Source organism: Pseudomonas batumici, from assembly GCF_036585405.1.
GTDB lineage: Bacteria > Pseudomonadota > Gammaproteobacteria > Pseudomonadales > Pseudomonadaceae > Aquipseudomonas > Aquipseudomonas batumici.
In genome coordinates, this window is record NZ_CP144470.1 from 5,973,418 (window position 1) to 5,994,071 (window position 20,654).

Here is a 20,654-nt window from a genome sequence, read left to right on the forward strand (position 1 = left end):
GCGACCCGGGGTCGTCGCGTCGGCATGAGCGGCGGGCACCGCAAGCGTTGGAATGAATTGCAGCCATTAATGCGAAGCATTACTATTCACGCTCCGCCTTCATAGCCCATCGCCATGAATCTCCAGCCACCCCGCAGACCCGGTTTTTTCGAGCATTACGAAGAGTTGATCGGCACCTGGACCCGTCGGCTGAGAAACCGTCAGCAGGCCGAGGACCTGGCGCACGATACCTTTGTGCGGGTGCTGGAAAGCCAAGCCGCCGGCGTCGAGCAACCACGGGCTTACCTGCACCAGACCGCACGCAATATCGCGGTGGATGCCTATCGTCGCGAAGACCGGCGCGGGACCCTGGAACTGCAAGCGATTGATCACGGCGCGCCGCCCACCGGCGACCCGGAGCATTTCATGCACGCGTTCCAGCTGGCCGACTCCATCGAGCGGGCCCTGGGCGAGTTGCCCGTCAATTGCCGCAAGGCCTTTGTCTGGCAGAAGATCGAGGGCCTGACCCAGGCGGAGATCGCCGAGCGCCTCGGGCTGTCCAGGAATATGGTGGAGAAGTACATGATCCGTACCCTGCGCCATCTGCGCGAGCGCCTGGATGGAGCGGATCAATGAAGGACAAGGCGATGCAAACTGCACCCATGATGGATACCCGTGATTGCACGTGCGATCCGGCCACGGTTCGCGATGAGGCCGCCACCTGGTTCGTGCGGGTGCAGGAAGCGCCGTTGAGCGCCGGGCAACAGGCCGAGTTCGACGCCTGGCGTCATGCCCATCCGTTGCATCAGGAGGAGTTCGATCTGCTTCAGGGACTTTGGAGCGCCACCGACCTGCTGCCCAGGGCGCGTTTGCAGGCACTCTGCGAGACGCCGCCGGCGCGGGCCGGCCGCCGGCCGCTGCTGCGTTTTGCGCTGGCCGCCGGAGTGGCGGCGGTGGCCTTGGGACTGGGCCTGTTCAGCGGCTTGAATCACCCGGCCCCCTACAGCGCAACGTTCGTCACGGTGCTCGGCGAGCGACGCCAGGTGGCCTTGCCCGACGGTTCGATCATCGACCTCGACAGCCGCAGCCGGGTGCGGGTGGATTACCAGCCGGACCGCCGCAACGTCGAGCTGGAGCAGGGCGAGGCGATGTTCAGCGTCGAGCACGACAGCAGCCGCCCGTTCGTGGTCCAGGCCGGGGTCGGCAAGGTCACGGTTACCGGCACGCGCTTCGATGTGCGCCGCGATCCGGCGCAGACCCGGGTGGTGGTGGAGGCGGGGACGGTCAAGGTCCAGGGCCGCGAGGCGCGGGATGAGGATTTCGTCAACCTCACGGCGGGCCAGGGCACTCGGGTTGACGAGCAGGGCCGGGTTGCGCCGGCGGAACCGGTGAATGCCGGAGAACTCACCGCCTGGCGCAGCGGCAAGCTGGTCTTCAACAATGCCCGCCTCAGCGATGTGGTGCAGGAAGTCTCGCGGTATCGGGACAAGCCCCTGGGCGTTGCCTCCCCGGCGGTGGGCAACCTGCGCTTGACCTGCGTGTTCAAGACCAACGACACCGAGGCCTTGCTCAAGGCCTTGCCGAACATCCTGCCGGTGGCGGTGCGCACCCGTGCCGACGGCGGCCAGGAAGTTTTTTCACGATAGATTCAGGTTTTTTTCGAGTTCTTCGTCTTCCTGTTCAACTGCAACTGGTTTGCATTAACAAACGCAATTCTCTGCGAACAACAGGACTCGATCAGACGTGAAGAACAACCAGCCCCACGCCCTTTACCGGGCGATCCGCCAAGCCTTGCCCAGCTCCCAGGCTTGGGCCCTGGCCCTTGCGGTCAGCGCCATGATGCCGCTGAGCCAGGCCGCTCAGGCTGCGGGCGCCATCCATATCCAGGCCCAGCCCCTGGCATCGGCCTTGAGCCAGTTGGGTCAGCAAACCTCCCTGCAAGTGTTTTTCAGCCCGCAACTGGTGGCCGGCAAGCAGGCCCCGGCGGTCGACGGCGACTTGTCGCCGGAACAAGCCCTGAACATGCTGCTGCGCGGCAGTGGCCTGGACTATGAGCTCAAGGACGGTTCGGTGACCTTGCGCGCTGCCGCCCCGGCCGCGACCGGGGCGCTGGAACTGGCGCCGCTGGACGTCAAGGTGGTGGGTGACTGGCTCGGTGATGCCGACCAGGCGATCGTGCAGAACCACCCGGGTGCGCGGACCGTGGTCCGTCGCGAGGCGATGGTCGAGCAGGGCGCGATGAACGTGAAGGACGCACTGCGGACCGTTCCCGGCGTGCAGGTGCAGGAAAACAACGGCACCGGCGGCAGCGATATTTCCCTCAACGTCGGTGTGCGCGGCCTGACGTCCCGTCTGTCTCCACGTTCCACCGTGTTGATCGACGGCGTCCCGGCGGCGTTCGCCCCTTATGGCCAGCCACAGTTGTCGATGGCTCCGGTGTCGGTCGGCAACCTGGACAGCATCGACGTGGTACGCGGTGCCGGTTCCGTTCGTTACGGACCGCAGAACGTCGGTGGCGTGATCAACTTCGTGACCCGGGCGATCCCGCAGAAGTTCTCCGGCGAGGTCGGCACCACACTGGAGAGCTCGCGCCATGGCGGCGTCAAGCACCTCGACACGGCCTTCCTCGGCGGCACCGCGGATAACGGTTTCGGCGCGGCCCTGCTGTACTCCGGGGTGAAAGGACAGGGTTATCGCGAAAGCAACAACGGCAACGATATCAACGACGTCCTGCTCAAGACCCACTGGGCGCCGACCGATCAGGACGATTTCGCCCTGAACCTGCACTACTACGACGCCACCGCGGACATGCCCGGCGGCCTGACCCAGAAGCAGTACGACGCCAACCCGTACCAGTCGGTGCGCCACTGGGACAACTTCAGCGGCCGGCGCAAGGACATTTCCTTCAAGTACAAACGGCAGGTGGATGAGCAGACCCAGGTCGAAGTGCTGACCTACTACACCGACAGTTTCCGTGGCAGCAATATCGCCGCCCGTGACCTGAAGACCCTCAGTGCCTACCCGCGCAGCTACTACACCTTTGGCGTCGAACCACGGGCGTCCCACGTGTTCGACCTGGGGCCGAGCACCCAGGAAGTCAGTGTCGGTTATCGCTACCTCAAGGAAGGCATGCATGAGGCCACCGATCGCCTGGCCCTGGTCAACAATGTGCCGACCGTGACGCCGACCTCCGACGGACATATCTACCAGGACCGTACCGGCGGCACCGAAGCCAATGCCTTCTACATCGACGACAAGATCGATATCGGCAAATGGACCATCACCCCGGGTATCCGTTTCGAGCGCATCAGCAGCAACTGGCATGATCGGCCGGTGCCGGGCACCAACTACGTGCCGGTCCAGGAGAAGTTCCGCAGTGTCGACAGCAACGAGCCGCTGCCGGCGTTGAGCGTGATGTACCACCTCTCCGATGCCTGGAAAGTCTTCGCCAACTACGAAACCTCCTTCGGCAGCCTGCAGTACTTCCAGATTGCCCAGGGCGGCAACGGCAACAGCACGGCCAACGGCCTACAACCGGAAAAGGCCAGGACCTACGAACTGGGCACCCGCTATGACGAGCGCACCTGGGGCGGCGAGGTGACGCTGTTCTACATCGACTTTGCCGACGAACTGCAATACGTCAGCAACGACGTGGGCTGGACCAACCTCGGCGCGACCAGGCACCGGGGTATCGAGACCTCCGCGCATTACGACCTGGCGGCACTCGACCCGGCGCTCGACGGCCTGACCGCCACTGTCGGCTTCACCTACACCAAGGCGACCTCCGAGGGCGATATTCCGGGTTTCAAGGGACGTGACCTGCCGCTGTATTCGCGGGAAGTGCTGAATGTCGGTCTGCGTTATGCGGTCGACCGCTGGACCTACAACCTCGACGGTTTCGCCCAGTCTTCCCAGCGCGCGCCGGGGACCGGGACCAACGCCGACGGCAGTTTCAACGGCAACTACATCACCCAGCCGACCGCGGATGGCCAGTACGGCAACATTCCCGGCTACATGACCTGGGATGTGCGCGGTGCCTATGACTTCGGCGCGCAGCTGTCGAACCTGAAACTGGGGGCGGGGGTGCGCAACGTCTTCGACCAGCGCTACTTCACCCGGTCGAGCGACAACAATGCGGGAATCTACGTGGGTGAGCCACGGACCTTCTTCGTGCAGGCCAGTGTCGGGTTCTGATAGACCAGAACCCGACCTTGTAGGAGCCAGCAAGCCGGCTCCTACAGTTCCATGCGATCTCAGGTCCGCAGAATCCTGCCGCTGAGCGCCACACCCAGCAGCATCACCGCGATCACCATGAAGGCCAGGCTCAAGGTGCTGGCATGGGCGATAAAGCCGATCGCCGCCGGCCCTGCGAGAATCCCCGCATAACCCAGGGTGGTAATTGCCGGCACGGCGATGCTTTCGGCCATGACCTTCTGTTTGCCCACGGCGGTGTACAGCACCGGCACGATATTCGAACAACCGGCACCCACCAGCGCATAACCGAGCAACGCCGCCTCCCAGGCCGGCGTGAGCGTGGCCAGGGCCAGGCCGGTCGTGGCGGTGAGCCCGCCGAACACGATCACCCTCTGTGCCCCCAGGCGCCGCACAATGGAGTCGCCCGTCAGCCGTCCGCCCGTCATGGCCAGGGCAAAGGCCGCATAGCCCAGGCCCGCATAGGCATCCGCGACCTGGCGTTCGGCGCTGAGGAACACCGCGCTCCAGTCGAGCATCGCCCCTTCGGCGAGGAACACCACGAAACACAGCATGCCGATGAACAGCACCACGCCATGGGGCACGGCGAACGCCGGGCCTGAGCTTTCGCTGCCATAGGGCAGCAGGTGCGGGGCAGCCTTGAACAGCGCCAGCAGCAGGAACAGGACCACCACGCCAATCGCCCCCAGGGGCGACAGCCCCAGCCCGAGCAGCGCGCTGACCCCGGCGGCACCGGCGATCCCGCCGAGGCTGAAGAGGCCGTGAAAGCCGGACATCATGGTCTTGCCGCTGGCGCGTTCGACGATCACCGCTTGCAGGTTGACGGTGGAGTCCACCGAGCCGAGCCCGGCGCCGAACAGAAACAGGCTGGCCACCAGCCCGGGTATCGAACTGACCGTAGCCAAGAGCGGCAGTGCGAGGCAGATCAGCAAGGTGCCGATGGTCAGCACCCGCCGACAACCGAAACGCGAGGCCAGGGCACCGGCGACCGGCATGGCGATGATCGAGCCCACCCCGAGGCATAACAGCAGCAGGCCCAGGGTGCCTTCATCGAGTCCGGCCCGGGCCTTGGCATAAGGCACCAGCGGTGCCCAGGCGGCCACCCCGAAACCGGCGATAAAGAAGGCGATGCGGGTCGACATCTGTTCCAGGCGCCCCGGCTTGAGCGGGGCGTGGGAGGTGAGGGCGGTCATGAAAAATCCTTGGCAGTCCGGCAGACGACGCTGTGCAAGGGGCCATCCTTGCACATCGTGTCCGGCGCGGCGAGGCCAAGGACGGGTGTTGCAACCGACCGGTCAGGCTTTGCGACGGGCATCCAGGCTCAGGCGACCGCCACCGAAGGCGACAACCTGGAGCAGGCCGCCGGCCATGGCGATGTTCTTGAAGAAGTGGATGAACTGGTTCTGGTCGCCCAGGTGATTGTGGAACGCCAGGGCGGTGACCACGCTGAACAGGGCCATGATCAGGGCTACAGGACGGGTGCGGTAGCCGAGGATCAGCAGCAGGCTGCCGCCGACTTCGATGACGATCGCCGCGATCAGGGCCAGCTGCGGCAGGGGCAGGCCCACCGATTCGATGTAGCCGATCATGCCGGCGGGGTTGGCGATCTTCGAGAAACCCGAGAGCAGGAAGATCGCCGCCAGCAGGATACGCCCGGCGAGGGCGATGGCGGCCGAGGCGCCGATGCTGTCGGATTGAGTGTGCAGAGCGGAGTTGGCGTTGGTTGTATTGGACATGGCTGGATACCTGTAGAAGCGACGCGACCACCATGGTGCGTCGTAGTGGTGTGCAGTCTGCCATTGCAGTAACGTACGCAATAGCCGAATAATTTCGAGGATTAGGTTCGAGAATATCGAACGTCCTCAGGAGCCAATTCCATGATCCCCAATCCCGGCACGCCGACCCTCGATCAACTGCGGGTACTGTTGAGCGTAGTGGAAACCGGCAGTTTTGCCGCTGCCGCGCGCAAGCTCAGTCGCGCCACCTCGGTGATCAGCTACACCATCGCCAACCTGGAGATGCAGCTCGGCGTGCAGTTGTTCGACCGCACACTGACCCGCAAGCCGCAGCTCACCGACGCCGGGCGCACCGTCCTGGCCGAGGCGCGCAGCATCTACAGCGGCGTCGATGGTTTGCGGGCGAAGGTCCGCGGGCTGCTGCAGGGCCTGGAAGCGGAAATCCACCTGGTGGTGGACGTGATGTTTCCGGCGGCTCGGCTGGTGGATGTGCTCAAGGGCTTTCGCGCGCAGTTCCCCACGGTGTTGCTGCACCTGCATGTGGAGGCGCTGGGAGCGGTGGCGCAGCTGGTGCTGGAGGGGCGCGCCGGGGTGGGCGTCAGCGGTTTTTTCAACCGTGGCCTGGCCGGCCTGGATCGGGTCGGCGCGGGCAGTGTCGAGCTGATTCCCGTGGCGGCCCCCGGTCACCCCCTGACCCAGGGCGTGAACCTGCCCGGTGCCGGTCGTGACCATGTGCAACTGGTGCTGTCGGATCGTTCGAGCCTGACCCGCGACCAGGAATTCGGTGTGCTCGGCACCCGCACCTGGCGCCTGGCGGACCTGGGTTCCAAGCTGATGCTGCTGCGCGAGGGCGTGGGCTGGGGCAGCATGCCGGCGCCGATGGTGGCCGAGGACCTGGCGAGCGGGCGGCTGGTGCCGCTCGATCTGCCGGACCTGCGTGGCGGTTCCTATGGCTTCGACGCGATCTACCGCACCGACACGCCGCCGGGGCCGGCGGCAGCGTGGTTGATCGCCCGGGTGGTGGCGCAGGGCGAGGCGCAGCCCGTCGGGATGGTCTGAGGCCCGGGATGGCGCCTGGTACCTTCAGCGCAGTTGATCGACGATATCCGCGACGCTGCTCAGCACATCCTTGGCCAACTGTTTCGAACGTTGGCCGGACCAGCCGGTACGCGGGTTCGGGGCGTCGTCGTTGTCCTTGAAGGGCATCTCCAGGGTCAGGGACAGGCAGTCGAAGTGCTGGCCGACACTGTTGCAGGCCAGGGTCATGTTGGCCTGTCCGGGGAGGTCGCGGGTGTAGCCGTGGGTGGTCTGGAAATCCACGGTGAGTGCGCTCAGATGACTGCGGAAGTGGCTTTCCAGCTGGGCGATACGCGGGGTGTAGCCGGGGTTGCCTTCGCAGCCGGCGGTGAAGACGTAGGGAATTTCCTCGTCGCCGTGGATATCCAGGAACAGATCGACGCCATGCTTGGCCATCTGCTGCTGGACGAACAGGACTTCGGGGCTGATTTCCTGGCTGGCGTTCTGCCAGGCGCGGTTGAGGTCCTGGCCCATGGCGTTGGTGCGCAGATGCCCGTGGAAGGCACCGTCCGGGTTCATGTTGGGGATCAGGTACAGGTCGGCGCGGGCCAGCAGCTCCCGCAGCTCGGCATCGTCCTGCTCTTGCAGGCGCTCGATCAGCCCTTCCATGAACCATTCGGCCATGTGCTCGCCCGGATGCTGCTGAGCGATGATCCAGACCTTGCGCCGGCCTTCGGCACCGTTGCCTTTGCGCAGCAGCTGGATATCCCTACCTTCGGCACTTTTGCCGACCGCCAGCAACTCGGTGCCGGCGCGGGTCAGGGCCTGTTCGATCAACCAGTCATGGCGCTCGCGGCTGTAGGGTTCGAAGTAGGCGAACCAGACTTGCGCCTGTTCGGCGACGAGGCTGATATGCAGGCTCTCACCATCGAAACGGGTGTCGACGCGGAACCAGTCCTGGTGATCGTAGGACGCCACGGCGCGGTAGCCGGTCCAGGCCTTGTTGTAGGACGACTGGCTGGCATTGCTCAGTTCGAAAGTATAGGTCTCGCCCGGTCGCAGGCCTTCGACTTTGAAGTGAAACCACTGGAAATGCTGGCTGCGGGTATCCGGCTCCATGGCCAGGAGCAGGTGCCGCGGGTTGCTCGCGTCCAACGCCTGGATATTGCCGCTGTCGAAGTCGCTGCTGATTTTGAGGGAGGGTAGAACCACGGGCATTGTCTGAGTACCTGAAGAGGCTTTTTTGTGGGTGCTACTGTACACCTCGATGAGGTATTCGCCGAGGCGTGAAGGGGTGGGTGTGGCGGGCGAGTGCAAAAAAAAAGACCCGGCAAGAAGCCGGGTCAAAAACCGTGATTAGCCTGATGAGGAGATAATCCAGGAGTCCGACCTAAGGTCTCCGGGTTATCGACCGATCTCGCGATCAGTTGATTGCAATAATAATCATTATCATTTGAGGGTCAAGTCTTTTCCCGTCCTTGGCGGATATTATCTTTCCGATGCTCCCCCCAGGCCCGCTCGGCCCTTGGCAAGTCGCCTGGCCGTGGCCTGTTCACGCCGTGCCGGCCTGTATCTGTACGGCGCGGTCCACCAGGGCCTTGGCCATGTCGATCATGTACACCACCGAAAAGCCCAGGTCGCGGTTGGCACCGTGAGCGGCTTCGTAGGCGGCCGCCGCCGCGCAGCGCAGCAGGTCGGAGGCATGGATCATGGCTTCCTCGACGTTCAGGTCGTCGCGTACCGCAAAGAGCTTCGGATAGAGGAGGTCATCGCTGGTGTTCGCCGCGCAAGTGGCGGCTGAAACAGATGGTTTCAAATAATAGTCGAGCGCACGCTGGGCGGCGGCGCGATCCTTGAGGGACGCGAGCGGGCTTTTCGAGTCGGGTCGAGGGCTTTCTGTCGTGATGGAAGTCATGAGGGGCCTGCCTTTCAGAGGAAGTTCAAGTCAGCCATTGCAGATTAGTACGATTGGTACTGCGATGCTCGTCACAAACAATACATTTTGTGTATTGAGCGATGAAATACTGCCCGTATTGTTCCGTCCATGGATAAATGGATAGCGTTGGTGAAAGCCAAGCTCGAAGAGCTTCGTCTTTCGCAGGAAAAACTTGGCGAACGCCTGGATATCACCCAGGGCGGCGTCGGTCATTGGCTGAACAAAAGGCGCAAGCCCGATCTGGCGATGATGAACAAGGTCCTCCAGGCGCTGGGCCTCGGGCACCTGGAGGTGGTCCTGGTGATTCGTGACCGCGCGGTGGCGGCCCAGGCCCCGGAAGAGCGGGACGAGCAGGTCTACGACATCACCTCGGCGTTCCGCTACCCGATCAGTGACTGGCAGGCGGGCGCTTCGGTGCAGGATTCGGCCAGGGGCGAGTACGCCGGGCGCTACGAGGTGACCGATCAATACGCCCCGGCGGCGTTCTGGTTGCAGGTGGTGGGCGATGCGATGACGGCGCCCTCCGGCACCAGCGTGCCCGAGGGCATGATGGTGCTGGTGGACCCGGATCGGGAGGTCGAGGTCGGCAGCCTGGTGATCGCCCGCCTGCGCGAGGGCGAGGAGGCGATTTTCCGCCAGTGGGCACAGGAGGGCGGGCAGCCTTACCTCAAGCCGCTGAACCCGACCTGGCCGAAGATCGCGGTCACCGAGGCGTGCTCGGTCATCGGCGTGGTGGTGCAGGCGACGGTGAAGTTCTGATGGTTGTGTAGGAGCGAGCTTGCTCGCGATGGACGTCAACGATGACGCGTGTCTGCTGGAGTAACGCGGCGCTCTCAAGTCCATCGCGAGCAAGCTCGCTCCTACAAGTTAAAAGATCAAGCTTCTATCTCCACCAACGCGCTGCCTTCGCCGACCATTTCACCTTCCTGGCAATACAACGCCTTGACCACACCCGCCTGGGGAGCGCGGATGCTGTGTTCCATCTTCATCGCCTCCAGCACCACCAACTGCGCCCCGGCCTCGACGCTTTGCCCGACTTCCACCAGCACCCGCACGATGCTGCCGTTCATGGGCGCGGTCAGCCCACCCTGATGACTGTGACTGGCTTCGACGGCACTGATCGGGTCATACGACTCGATACGGCGCAGTTCGCCGTCCCATTGCAGATACAGCGTATCGCCACGGCGGATGACCCGATGCTGGCGGCGCAAACCCTTGTGTTCAGTCAGCAGGTACTCACCCTCGAGCCGTGCGGTATGAGCATCGGCATCACCCAGGGTCAGCGCCCGGTCTTGCCCTTCGCAACTCAAGTGCAGGGTGATTTCCGTCGGCAGTCCGGCACGCAAACCCCGGTTGATGGCCCAAGGCGAACCCGGGTCATCGGCGCGCGGAACAGTCGGCAGGCTCTGCGCAAACGCCTGGGCCGCCGCTTGCCAGAACTCATCGCTCAGTGGCGAGGGTTCTGGCAGCAGTTGCTCCTGATAGCGGGGAATGAAGCCGGTATCCAGTTCCGCCGCGGCGAACGCTGGATGACCGACGATCCGCCTCAGGAAGTCGATGTTGGTTTTCAGGCCGCCGATGGCGAACTCATCCAGCATGCCCAGCAAGCGCAGGCGCGCCTGTTCGCGGTCCTCTCCCCAGGCAATCAGTTTGCCGAGCATCGGGTCATAGAACGGCGAGATGCTGTCACCCTCGGCCACGCCGCTGTCGACCCGGCGTCCCGGTCCCGGCGCCGATTCGCGATACAACTCCAAGCGCCCGGTGGCCGGCAGAAAATCATGGCCCGGGTCTTCGGCGTACAGCCGCACTTCGATGGCATGACCGATCAAGGGCACCTGATCCTGAGTCATCGGCAGCACTTCGCCGCGAGCGACGCGAATCTGCCAGGCCACCAGGTCGAGGCCGGTGATGGCTTCGGTGACCGGGTGCTCGACTTGCAGGCGGGTGTTCATCTCCATGAAGAAGAACTCGCCGCGAGCGTCCAGCAGGAACTCCACGGTGCCGGCACCGACGTAACCGATGGCCTGGGCCGAACGCACGGCGGCCTCGCCCATGGCGCGGCGCAGCTCCGGGCTCAGACCGGGTGCCGGGGCTTCCTCGACGACTTTTTGGTGCCGACGTTGAATCGAACAATCACGCTCATTGAGGTACAGGCAGTTGCCGTGCCGGTCGGCGAAGACCTGGATCTCGACGTGGCGCGGCTTGAGCAGGTATTTCTCCACCAGCATCCGCGAATCGCCGAAGGACGACTGTGCCTCACGCTGGGCCGAGGCCAGGGCTTCGGCCAGTTGGCTGACGTCCTCGACCACCTTCATGCCTTTGCCGCCGCCACCGGCTGTCGCCTTGAGCAGGACCGGATAGCCGATGCGTTCGCAGGCCTCGCGGAAGGTGTCGAAATCCTGCGCCTCGCCGTGATAACCCGGCACCAGCGGCACGCCGGCGGTCTCCATCAGGGCCTTGGCGGCGGACTTGCTGCCCATGGCATCGATGGCACTGGCGGGCGGGCCGAGGAACACCAGGCCGGCCGCCTCGATGGCCCGGGCGAAGCCGGCGTTTTCCGAGAGGAAACCGTAGCCGGGGTGAATCGCCTGGGCACCGCTGGCGTGAGCGGCGGCGATCAGTTTGTCGATCTGCAGGTAGCTCTCGGCGGCCTTGCTGCCGCCCAGGTCGACGCGGATATCGGCTTCACGACTGTGGCGGGCGTCACGGTCGATGGCACTGTGCACGGCGACGGTGGTCAGGCCCAGGGCCTTGGCGGTGCGCATCACCCGGCAGGCGATTTCGCCGCGGTTGGCCACCAGGAGGGAAGTGATCACAGGGGCGCTCATCGGCGGGGCTCCTTGACGGTCGACTCGGCCTGCCAGCTCGGCGGGCGTTTTTGCAGGAAGGCGCGCAGACCTTCCTGGCCTTCGGCGCTGACCCGGATCCGGGCAATGGCGTTTTCGCAATAGCGGCGCCGCGCCGGGCTGAGTTCGCCGCTGCCGATTTCCCGCAGCAGCTCCTTGCTCGCGCGCATCGCCTGCGGGCTGTTGAGCAGCAGGTTGTCGATCCAGGCCGTGACGTGCTGGTCCAGCTCACTGGCCGGGTAGGTTTCGGACAACAGGCCCAGCTCGCGGGCGCGCAGGCCGCTGAAGCGTTCGGCGGTCAGGGCGTAGCGGCGGGCGGCGCGCTCGCCGATGGCCTGGACCACGAACGGGCTGATCACGGCCGGGGCCAGGCCGATGCGCACTTCCGAGAGGCAGAACTGCGCATCGTCGGCGCCGATGGCCATGTCACAGCCGCCGATCAGGCCCAGGGCACCGCCGTAGGCCGCGCCCTGGACCACGGCCAGGGTCGGGATCTTCAGTTTGGCCAGGTTGTACATCAGCTCGGCCAGCTCGCGGGCGTCGTCGAGGTTGGTGGCGTAGTCGAGCTGGGCCGACTGCTGCATCCAGGCCAGGTCGGCGCCGGCGCTGAAATGCCGGCCACGGGCGCGCAGCACCAGGAAGCGCAGGGCGGCATTGGACTGGACCTTGTCCAGCGCCAGGATCAGCTCGCGGATCATTTCGGCGTTGAACGCGTTGTTCTTTTCTTCGCGGCTGAGCCAGAGGGTCGCGAAGCCGCGTGGGTCGGTGTGCAATTCGAGGGTGTTGAAGTCAGTCATCATGTCGGGTCCTGTGCAGCTTTTGTAGGCGCTGGCGTTGTCCCCGCCGGTCACATCCGGAACACGCCGAAGCGGGTCGGTTCGATCGGCGCGTTGAGGGCCGCCGAGAGTGCCAGGCCGAGGATGTCGCGGGTCTGTGCCGGGTCGATCACGCCGTCGTCCCACAACCGGGCACTGGAGTAATACGGGTGCCCCTGGTGTTCGTACTGGTCGAGGATCGGCTGCTTGATCTCGGCCTCCTGCTGCGCCGAGAAGCTTTCGCCATTGCGCTCGTGCTGTTCGCGCTTGACCTGCACCAGCACCCCCGCCGCCTGTTCGGCGCCCATCACGCCGATCCGCGCGTTGGGCCACATCCACAGGAAACGCGGGTCATAGGCACGCCCGCACATGCCGTAGTTACCGGCGCCGAAGCTGCCGCCGATGATCACGGTGAATTTCGGCACCTTGGCGCAGGCCACGGCGGTGACCAGTTTTGCGCCGTGCTTGGCGATGCCGCCGGCCTCGTACTTCTGGCCCACCATGAAGCCGGTGATGTTCTGCAGGAACAGCAGCGGGATGCCGCGTTGGCAGGCCAGTTCGATGAAGTGCGCGCCTTTCTGCGCGGACTCGGCGAAGAGGATGCCGTTGTTCGCCAGGATCGCGATGGGGTAACCGTGCAGGTGGGCGAAGCCACAGACCAGGGTGCTGCCGAACAGCGCCTTGAATTCATCGAACAGCGAATCGTCCACCAGCCGGGCGATGACTTCGCGCACGTCGAAGGGTTGCTTGGCATCGGCGGGAATCACCCCGTACAGCTCCTCGGCGGCGAAGCGCGGGGCAATCGGCGTGCGTTGCTGCAGTTCGCCGAGCTTGCGCCAGTTGAGGTTGGCGACGCTGCGCCGGGCCAGGGCCAGGGCGTGTTCGTCGCTGTCGGCGTAATGGTCGGCCACCCCGGAGATCTTGCAGTGCACATCGGCACCGCCGAGGTCCTCGGCACTCACCACTTCGCCGGTGGCGGCTTTCACCAGCGGCGGGCCGGCGAGGAAGATGGTCGCTTGCTGGCGGACCATGATCGCCTCGTCGGCCATCGCCGGCACATAGGCGCCGCCGGCGGTGCAGGAGCCCATGACCACGGCGATCTGCGGGATGCCCATGGCGCTCATGTTGGCCTGGTTGAAGAAGATCCGCCCGAAGTGCTCGCGGTCCGGGAACACTTCATCCTGGCGCGGCAGGTTGGCACCGCCGGAATCCACCAGGTAGATGCACGGCAGGCGATTCTGCTGGGCGATGGCCTGGGCGCGCAGGTGTTTCTTCACCGTGAGCGGGTAATAGGTGCCGCCTTTGACCGTGGCATCGTTGGCGACGATCATGCATTCGACGCCTTCGACGCGACCGATGCCGGCAATCACCCCGGCGGCGGGAACGTCTTCGCCGTAGACCTCATACGCCGCCAACTGGCTGATTTCCAGGAACGGCGAGCCGGGATCGAGCAAGCGGTTGATCCGTTCGCGCGGCAGCAATTTGCCCCGCGAGGTATGCCGCTCCTGGGCCTTGGGACCGCCGCCTTGCTGGACCTGGGTCAGCAGCGAGCGCAGGGCCACGACCTGTTCGAGCATCGCCGCGCGGTTGTCGGCGAACTCGGCCGAACGCGGGTTGAGTTGGGTGTGCAGGATTGCCATGTGCGCGCCCCTCAGCGGGTTTCGTTGAACAGTTCGCGGCCGATCAGCATGCGGCGGATCTCGCTGGTGCCGGCGCCGATTTCATACAGCTTGGCGTCGCGCAGCAGGCGCCCGGCGGGGAATTCGTTGATGTAGCCGTTGCCGCCGAGGATCTGGATCGCGTCGAGGGCCATCTGGGTTGCGCGCTCGGCGCTGTAGAGGATCACCCCGGCGGCGTCCTTGCGGGTGGTCTCGCCACGCTCGCAGGCCCGGGCCACGGCGTAGAGGTAGGCGCGGCTGGCGTTGAGCTGGGTGTACATGTCGGCGACCTTGCCCTGGATCAGCTGGAACTCGCCGATGCTCTGGCCGAATTGCTTGCGGTCGTGGATGTAGGGCAGCACCAGGTCCAGGCAGGCCTGCATGATCCCGGTCGGGCCGCCGGAGAGCACCACGCGCTCGTAGTCCAGGCCGCTCATCAGCACTTTCACGCCGCCGCCCAGCACGCCGAGGATGTTTTCTTCCGGCACTTCGACGTCATCGAAGAACAGCTCGCAGGTGTTGGAGCCGCGCATGCCGAGCTTGTCGAACTTGTTGCTGCGGCTGAAGCCTTTCCAGTCGCGCTCGACGATGAAGGCGGTGATGCCATGCGGGCCCTTGTCCAGGTCGGTCTTGGCGTAGATCACGTAGGTATTGGCGTCGGGGCCGTTGGTGATCCAGGTCTTGCTGCCGTTGAGCACGTAGTGGTCGCCGCGCTTGTCGGCGCGCAGTTTCATCGAGACCACGTCGGAGCCGGCGTTGGGTTCGCTCATGGCCAGGGCGCCGATATGTTCGCCGCTGATCAGCTTCGGCAGGTATTTGGTTTTCTGTGCGTGATTGCCGTTGCGGTTGATCTGGTTGACGCAGAGGTTGGAGTGGGCGCCATAGGAGAGGGCGACCGAGGCCGAGCCGCGGCTGATTTCTTCCATGGCCACCACATGGGCCAGGTAGCCGAGGCCGGCGCCGCCGTATTCTTCCGGCACGGTGATGCCCAGCAGGCCCATGTCGCCGAACTTGCGCCACAGGTCGGCGGGGAACAGGTTGTCCACGTCGATTTGCGCGGCGCGGGGAGCAATCTCTTTGGCAACAAAGGACTGGACCTGGTCGCGGAGCATGTCGAGGGTTTCGCCGAGGTCGAAGTTCAGGGTCGGATAGCTCATGGGGCACCTTTTGTTATGGGTTGAGCAAGGCGTTGGTGTGAGTGAATGCTCACCTTTACGTTAACGTAAAGGTGATGGGGCTGGCTGTCAATCGGACATTTTCGCCGGAGCGCCCCGACCCATGCTTTGGCGCTTGGCCCGGCAGGCCCGGGATTGTGTGGCGAGCGGGCAAGCCCGTTCGCCACAGATCTCTGCGGATGTAAGAGCGGTTTTGGAACTAGCGCGCCAGCCCGTGCTCCTGCAACGCCGCTGCGGTCAGGCGCTCCATCTCGTCGCTGTGTTCACGCGCGATGGCTTCGTAGAGGGTCTGGTATTCGGCGTCGGTCATGGGCCGGGCAAACACTTCCTGCTCGGACTTGCCCAGTGTCGCGGCCGCCGCTTTCATCGCGGTCTCCAGCCTGGTCTTTTCCTCCTCGGGCAGATTTGAATTATTGAACCAGCGTTCCTGTGCCGATTGCAGGTCCAACATGGCGTCGCTCTTGGTGTTGCGCAGCGCCTCTTTCTCGCTGAGTTCCTGCAGGTACTGGATCTCCAGGTAGTCCTTCCAGAACTCCTGCCTGAGGATCTGCCTGACCACATCCATCGGCTGCCGTTCCTGCTCGAGGATGGCCAGATAAGCCGCATCCACCTGCTCCGGGGTGACCCCGGCAATTCTGCCGTAATGCATCTTCGAGGCCTGCCAGGGCAGTTCCAGCCGTTCCCCCAGACCGATGCGCAAGGCCAGGTAGACTTCCGCTTCATCGGGACGTTGGCCCCTGGCCTTGCGTTGGTTGATCAGGTCCCGGGCCTGGGCGTTGACGCGATCCAGGCGCGATTTACCCTTCGCCAGTTGCAGCAGTTTCGCCTCGACCTTCCCGGCGTCCGGCTCGGCGTAGGCTTCATGCAGCAACACGTCGAGGCCCATGTCGCTGAACGCCACGGCGATGCCGTCGGCACAGGCGTCCGATTGCGGCGCGGTGGCCTTGGCGAAGAGTTTCTCCCGCAGTTCGGTGTTGTCGACTGCTGCGCCGACCATGCGCCGGACCTTGTCCAGGAGTCCCGGACGCGCGGCATTGTCGGCATAGTCGGCCGATTCACTCAGATCGCCGATCACCCGGAAAAACGCTTCGGACTGCTCGACCGGCTCCTCGCCGGCCAGGCGCATCCAGTCATTGCGAAAGGCCTCCTGCGCCTTGTTGTCGAGCCCTTGCAACCAGGCACTTTCGTCGCGTGAGACGGGCCCCCGCGAGCCCTGCGGACTATGCGCCGGCGAGTCGCCTGCGCTCAGGTCGGCGTCCGAATCCGATTCGGCCGGCATATCCAACCCCAGGTCGATCTCGGTTTCCGAGTAGTAGTACACGGCATCATCGAAAAAGTCCGTTGCAATGGGGTTGTTGTAGAGGTTGATAGCCCTGGCGATGCGTTGTCCCTCTGCGCTGGTGTCCAGGACGGCGGAAGGGATAGTGGTCAGGTGGTTCGAACTCAGGTCAAGCCGGATCAATTCCGGCAGGTCCAGGTAGCCGGTCGGCCAATGGGTGAGCCCGGTGTGGCTCAGCTCGATACGCTTGAGCTCGAGCATCGCGCTGAAGTCCGGCGAACGGCCCAGGGTCCGGTTGTAGGCCAGGTTCAGATCCCTCAGTCGGGTCAGCCCTTCGAGCAGGGTGGCCGTTTCCTCGGTCAGGACGATATGGTGGCCGCTCAGGTTGAGGTGGGTCAGTCCGGACATCGAGCCCAGCGCCGGCGGAATCTCGGTCAGGGAGCCGCCGCTGATAGACAGGCGTTTCAGCTGGGGGAAACCCTCGAGAAAACGGTTCAGTCCCTGGGTGATGTCCGGATGGGACAGGTTCAGGACCAGTTCGCTGACGTGGCTGAAGTTGGCCGACAGGACCGGCAGCCGGGTGCCCCGCTCGTAAATCACGATGTCGAGCCGGTAACCTTCCTGGGAGGTGCTTTGGTAGGGGCCTCGGCGCCAGCATTGCTTGATCCTGCTGGCAATATAGCTCCTGATAATCACGCCCTCTCGGGGAACCGGCGGGGTATCGACCCAGGCTTCGAGTTCCGCGGACAAGGTGTTGTACTCGCTTTCCAGTTCTTCCAGGCGCTGCACCGCCGCGCCTTCGTTCAGGCCCCTTATCTCGAGAAACTCCTCCACATCTCGCCAGGCATGCGCGGGGTAAAGACGTTGCGCCAGTTCGGTGAAGGCCGCGGAGCGGGTGCCCGGGATTCTTTCTGCCGCGTCGGGTCCAGCGGCAGATGTGCCGGGACGGCGGGCGGCCAGGCGCATCGGCGGCGTTTCGTTGGGCTTGGTGGGGGGCAGGCCGAGGAGTTTTTCCAGCTCCTTGCGCGGCGGCAACGGCTGATCGAGCACGGTCTGCTTCAGGCCGGCGGCCTCATGGGTTCCGGGAAACCCCAAGGCCTTGCGCTCCGTATCGGGCAGGGCGTGCAGGACACTGCTGTACAGATTGTCCGGACCGTGCAGCTCCTGGCCCAGGGCGTCATGGGCTTCGTACTGGTCGCCATTTTTAACCAGTACCTTGCGAATCGGTGCCTGCTCCGCGCCGAGGCTGTCGAGCAAGGGCCCTCCGAAGTAGGGCTCGCGTATTTCGAGACGAACCTGGTCCGACCAGCCCGGCAGCTTGCCGATCTGGCTGAGGATCAGCTTGTCGGTATCGGGGTTGTTCGTCGTGTCGAGATAGAGTCCTTCCCGGGTTCGCGCCAGGCGCAGGTTGCGGCTGTAATACCGGGCCTCTTCGGCCAGTCGCAGCGGTACACGTCCCGCGTCGAGCAGAACCCGCCGTTCGGTCGGACTGGCGTTTCTGGACAACTCCTGCGCGACTGGCGTCGACAGGCTGGGAAACTCTTGCCGGATCACGGCAACGGCGGGGTCGTTGCTCTGGGTGCGATAGCGATAGTGTGAGTCGAACAACGCCGCCCGGCGGTGGCTGGCCTGTGTGGCGAGTTTGCGCCTGAGGGCCACGGCACGGGCATCCAGGCTGATGGGGCCGGTGCCGAAGTCTTCGCCCAGCAAACGGCGGATCTCGGCCTCGTCGAGGTTTTCCAGGACCTTGCGCAGCAGTTGGTTGGCGTCGAGCCCGGGCCAGCGCAGGTCGATGCGCTGCAAGGCTGGCGCTTGGCCGGCGGGGTATTCCTTCAGCGGGGCGCCATGGCGGTCCAGCAAACGCAACACTTTCGAGCTCGGCCAGACCGGTTCGCTGGTCAGCAATTGCAGTTCCATGTGCAGTTCGTCGATTGAACTGTTGGCCGCGCCACCGCTTTGCAGGCGCTGCACCAGGCGCTTGAGGTCGCGGTCGAGCTTGAAACGGGTCAGGCTGTCTTCGAGCAAGGCCGGGGGCGGTTCCTGGTCCAGGTGCAGCAGGCGCAGGGTAGCGTCGTCGACCTCGCTCAGTTGCATGATTTTTTCCGCCGACGCCGGGTCCAGGCTGGCCGCATCCGGCCCCAGCCGGGAAAACAGCTGCGGTTGCTTCCACTGCAAGGGCTGCTCGAACTCATGGAGCCAGGCGCCCTTGCCGTTGTGATAGACCCGCGGTGCGTAGGCGTCGGGGTTGCTCGGGTGTTGCAGGTGGAAGCGTTTGGCGCTTGCGCCGGGCCTGATCCGGTAATGGCGGCCGTTGAGACCCAGGTAGGTCTTGTCCTGATGGTGATAGAGCCCCGCGGCATCGGGTTTCAGCTCCGGCGTGTCGGGCAGCCGGTGTTCATAGGGTGTCAGGTCGGGTTTCCAGAGTGCCGGCTCGCTCTGGGGAGACTTGATCGGCTTGAGTCCTTCGATAAAGGCCGAACCTTCGAAATCCAGGGTCATGACGGCCCCCAGCCCCAGCAGTTCAACGTTCAGCAGCACGCCCATGAAGCCGAGCACCGCCTGCATTTTCTCTCCATGGCTCCATTCTTCGATGCCGTTGTAGAGCTGCACGATCAGTTGCGCGGCGGCAACCGCGAGCATTGCCTCGCCGAGCCCGGGCACCAGGAACAACAGGTTGACCCCCCAGTTCAGCAACGAGCGCAGGCGCGCGGTGCGGGTCTTCTTGTCCTCGTCGTCCGTGGGCACCGCGCTGACGCGGGCGTCGTCGAGCTTCTTGACCGTTTGCAGGACGCAGAACTCGTCGAAAGGGTGGTCGCCCAGTGAGCTTTTCTCCAGGCGCAGGTTGGCTTGCGGGGCCGGCTTGCGCTGCCCGGTGACGGGGTCGAGCGGGTTCAGGCAGTTGTCGAGGGCATGGAAGAGTGCCGGTTGAGTGCGCAGGTGAACATAGCGTTTGAAGAAGGCCTGATAGGGTTTAGCCCGCAGCCGTTCCCTGAGCTCATCGTGGAACGCGTTGAAGGAGGGGTAGCGCTTGAGGGCCTGGTGCGGATCGCCTGACAGGTAGGCCACGCAGGGCCGCTCGCCGCTGCTTGACGGGGTGTCGTGCTCAATCAGCAGCACACCCTTGAGCAACGCCCCCAAGCGCCGCTGTCGACGTTCGGAAAGTCGAGCAGGGTCAGGTAGGAGCAGTGCACGGGATGATTGTCCCAACGGGGTGTCTGCGTCGGGTCGAGCAGGCCTTGCAGCATCTGGTAGGCCGATTGATCCAGGTTGTCTTTGATCAGGGCGATTTCCGCCTGCACCGCCAGTTCGTCGCGCTCCTGTTGCTCGAAGAGGGTCTTGAACAGCGGGCTTGGGCGGTTTCGCTCGGTGCGCAGGAAAAAATGTTCGACGTGTCTTTTGTACTGGCCGCCCAGGTCGAGCCGGCGACAGACGGTGGCGAAGTCCGGTGGGGTGATAGGCTTTTTCAGGACCGCGGTACTTTTACGCAGGATGGCCGAGCCGTGGTCGAAACCGAACGCGCCGGTTTCACTGCTTTCGAAGTTCTGCAGGGCGGCTTGCAGCAGGCTCTGCAGGACAATGTTCTCCCGACGCGGCTCGCCGAGGGTGGCGGCGGCCAGGATATGGACGTGACGGAGTTGGTCGTGGTGGATGTCCAGGCCCGGACCATAGTGGTCGTCCAGGGCCTGGGAGAGCAGCGGCGCGGCAAAGTCCTTGACGCTTTTGAAACCGTGCAGATGGCGCGCCAGTGCGGCTTTGGAAATCTGGCTCTGCCTGAGGCGAGTGGCGAATGCCAGGCGCCATTCGAGGGGCGCCTGGGTCAACCAGGAGGGGAGTCGCTTGAGGATCAGGCGATGGTTCCTGGTCGAGCGTATCGGTGTGGCGGGGGCGGCAAGTGGGGGTTGCTGGGTACTCATGAAGATCAACTTTTTCCGTGAATGAGGCTTTCAGCTTATGCTCAACGCGCGGGTATAAAAGTTGAAAAAGTTGAGTTTAATCAGTTG

15 protein-coding genes are annotated in these 20,654 nt (G+C 64.4%); 5 read left to right on the top strand and 10 right to left on the bottom strand.

Going from position 1 to position 20,654, the window contains the following annotated elements; all coding sequences use genetic code 11:
- The first annotated feature begins 114 nt into the window (after positions 1-114).
- The 3 genes from NUH87_RS27400 (at position 115) to NUH87_RS27410 (ending at position 4,173) form a co-directional block, all read left to right on the top strand.
- A complete protein-coding gene (locus NUH87_RS27400) occupies positions 115-615 on the top strand; it encodes a sigma-70 family RNA polymerase sigma factor (protein WP_338523456.1) in 501 nt (166 codons plus the stop codon).
- A 26-nt stretch (positions 616-641) separates the two neighbouring features.
- Complete coding sequence (locus NUH87_RS27405) at positions 642-1,625, top strand: FecR family protein (protein ID WP_338526978.1); 984 nt, start codon at positions 642-644, stop codon at positions 1,623-1,625.
- Between the two features lie 97 nt (positions 1,626-1,722).
- Complete coding sequence (locus NUH87_RS27410) at positions 1,723-4,173, top strand: TonB-dependent siderophore receptor (protein ID WP_422393887.1); 2,451 nt, start codon at positions 1,723-1,725, stop codon at positions 4,171-4,173.
- 59 nt (positions 4,174-4,232) lie between these two features.
- On the opposite strand, the gene NUH87_RS27415 is transcribed toward NUH87_RS27410, so the two are convergent.
- Positions 4,233-5,384 (bottom strand): MFS transporter, encoded by a 1,152-nt coding sequence (locus tag NUH87_RS27415; protein WP_338523457.1) that lies wholly within the window; start codon positions 5,382-5,384, stop codon positions 4,233-4,235.
- A 102-nt stretch (positions 5,385-5,486) separates the two neighbouring features.
- On the bottom strand, positions 5,487-5,927 hold the full coding sequence (locus NUH87_RS27420; RefSeq protein ID WP_338523458.1) for a DoxX family protein: 441 nt from the start codon (positions 5,925-5,927) through the stop codon (positions 5,487-5,489).
- A gap of 141 nt (positions 5,928-6,068) precedes the next feature.
- Here NUH87_RS27420 and NUH87_RS27425 point away from each other — a divergent pair, with 141 nt between their 5' ends.
- Entirely contained in the window at positions 6,069-6,986 is a 918-nt protein-coding gene (locus NUH87_RS27425; protein WP_338523459.1) for a LysR family transcriptional regulator, read from the top strand.
- 24 nt (positions 6,987-7,010) lie between these two features.
- Here the strand turns inward: NUH87_RS27425 and NUH87_RS27430 are convergent, their stop codons facing one another.
- Both NUH87_RS27430 and NUH87_RS27435 read right to left on the bottom strand, forming a co-directional pair.
- Positions 7,011-8,162 (bottom strand): M14 family metallopeptidase, encoded by a 1,152-nt coding sequence (locus NUH87_RS27430; RefSeq protein ID WP_040069499.1) that lies wholly within the window; start codon positions 8,160-8,162, stop codon positions 7,011-7,013.
- A 334-nt stretch (positions 8,163-8,496) separates the two neighbouring features.
- Positions 8,497-8,859 (bottom strand): DUF6124 family protein, encoded by a 363-nt coding sequence (locus NUH87_RS27435; protein WP_338523460.1) that lies wholly within the window; start codon positions 8,857-8,859, stop codon positions 8,497-8,499.
- Positions 8,860-8,988: 129 nt separating this feature from the next.
- On the opposite strand from NUH87_RS27435, the gene NUH87_RS27440 reads away from it, so the two are divergent.
- The gene (locus NUH87_RS27440) at positions 8,989-9,639 is read left to right on the top strand and encodes a LexA family protein (RefSeq protein WP_338523461.1); all 651 of its coding nucleotides are present in this window, start codon (positions 8,989-8,991) and stop codon (positions 9,637-9,639) included.
- A gap of 116 nt (positions 9,640-9,755) precedes the next feature.
- Here NUH87_RS27440 and NUH87_RS27445 read toward each other — a convergent pair whose 3' ends face one another.
- From NUH87_RS27445 to NUH87_RS27470, 6 genes are all read right to left on the bottom strand, one after another.
- Positions 9,756-11,708 carry an acetyl/propionyl/methylcrotonyl-CoA carboxylase subunit alpha gene (locus NUH87_RS27445; RefSeq protein WP_338523462.1) on the bottom strand — a complete coding sequence of 651 codons (1,953 nt, stop codon included), beginning with the start codon at positions 11,706-11,708 and terminating at the stop codon, positions 9,756-9,758.
- On the bottom strand, positions 11,705-12,523 hold the full coding sequence (locus NUH87_RS27450) for a gamma-carboxygeranoyl-CoA hydratase (RefSeq protein WP_338526981.1): 819 nt from the start codon (positions 12,521-12,523) through the stop codon (positions 11,705-11,707). The genes NUH87_RS27445 and NUH87_RS27450 overlap by 4 nt, the downstream gene beginning before the upstream one ends.
- A gap of 50 nt (positions 12,524-12,573) precedes the next feature.
- Positions 12,574-14,181 carry a carboxyl transferase domain-containing protein gene (locus NUH87_RS27455; RefSeq protein ID WP_040069487.1) on the bottom strand — a complete coding sequence of 536 codons (1,608 nt, stop codon included), beginning with the start codon at positions 14,179-14,181 and terminating at the stop codon, positions 12,574-12,576.
- An 11-nt stretch (positions 14,182-14,192) separates the two neighbouring features.
- Positions 14,193-15,356: an isovaleryl-CoA dehydrogenase gene (locus NUH87_RS27460; protein ID WP_338523463.1), complete on the bottom strand. Its 1,164-nt coding sequence runs from the start codon at positions 15,354-15,356 to the stop codon at positions 14,193-14,195.
- Positions 15,357-15,573: 217 nt separating this feature from the next.
- Positions 15,574-19,791: an NEL-type E3 ubiquitin ligase domain-containing protein gene (locus NUH87_RS27465; protein ID WP_338523464.1), complete on the bottom strand. Its 4,218-nt coding sequence runs from the start codon at positions 19,789-19,791 to the stop codon at positions 15,574-15,576.
- Positions 19,761-20,567 (bottom strand): dermonecrotic toxin domain-containing protein, encoded by an 807-nt coding sequence (locus tag NUH87_RS27470; RefSeq protein ID WP_338523465.1) that lies wholly within the window; start codon positions 20,565-20,567, stop codon positions 19,761-19,763. Before NUH87_RS27470 ends, NUH87_RS27465 begins: the two co-directional genes overlap by 31 nt.
- Between the last annotated feature and the right edge of the window lie 87 nt (positions 20,568-20,654).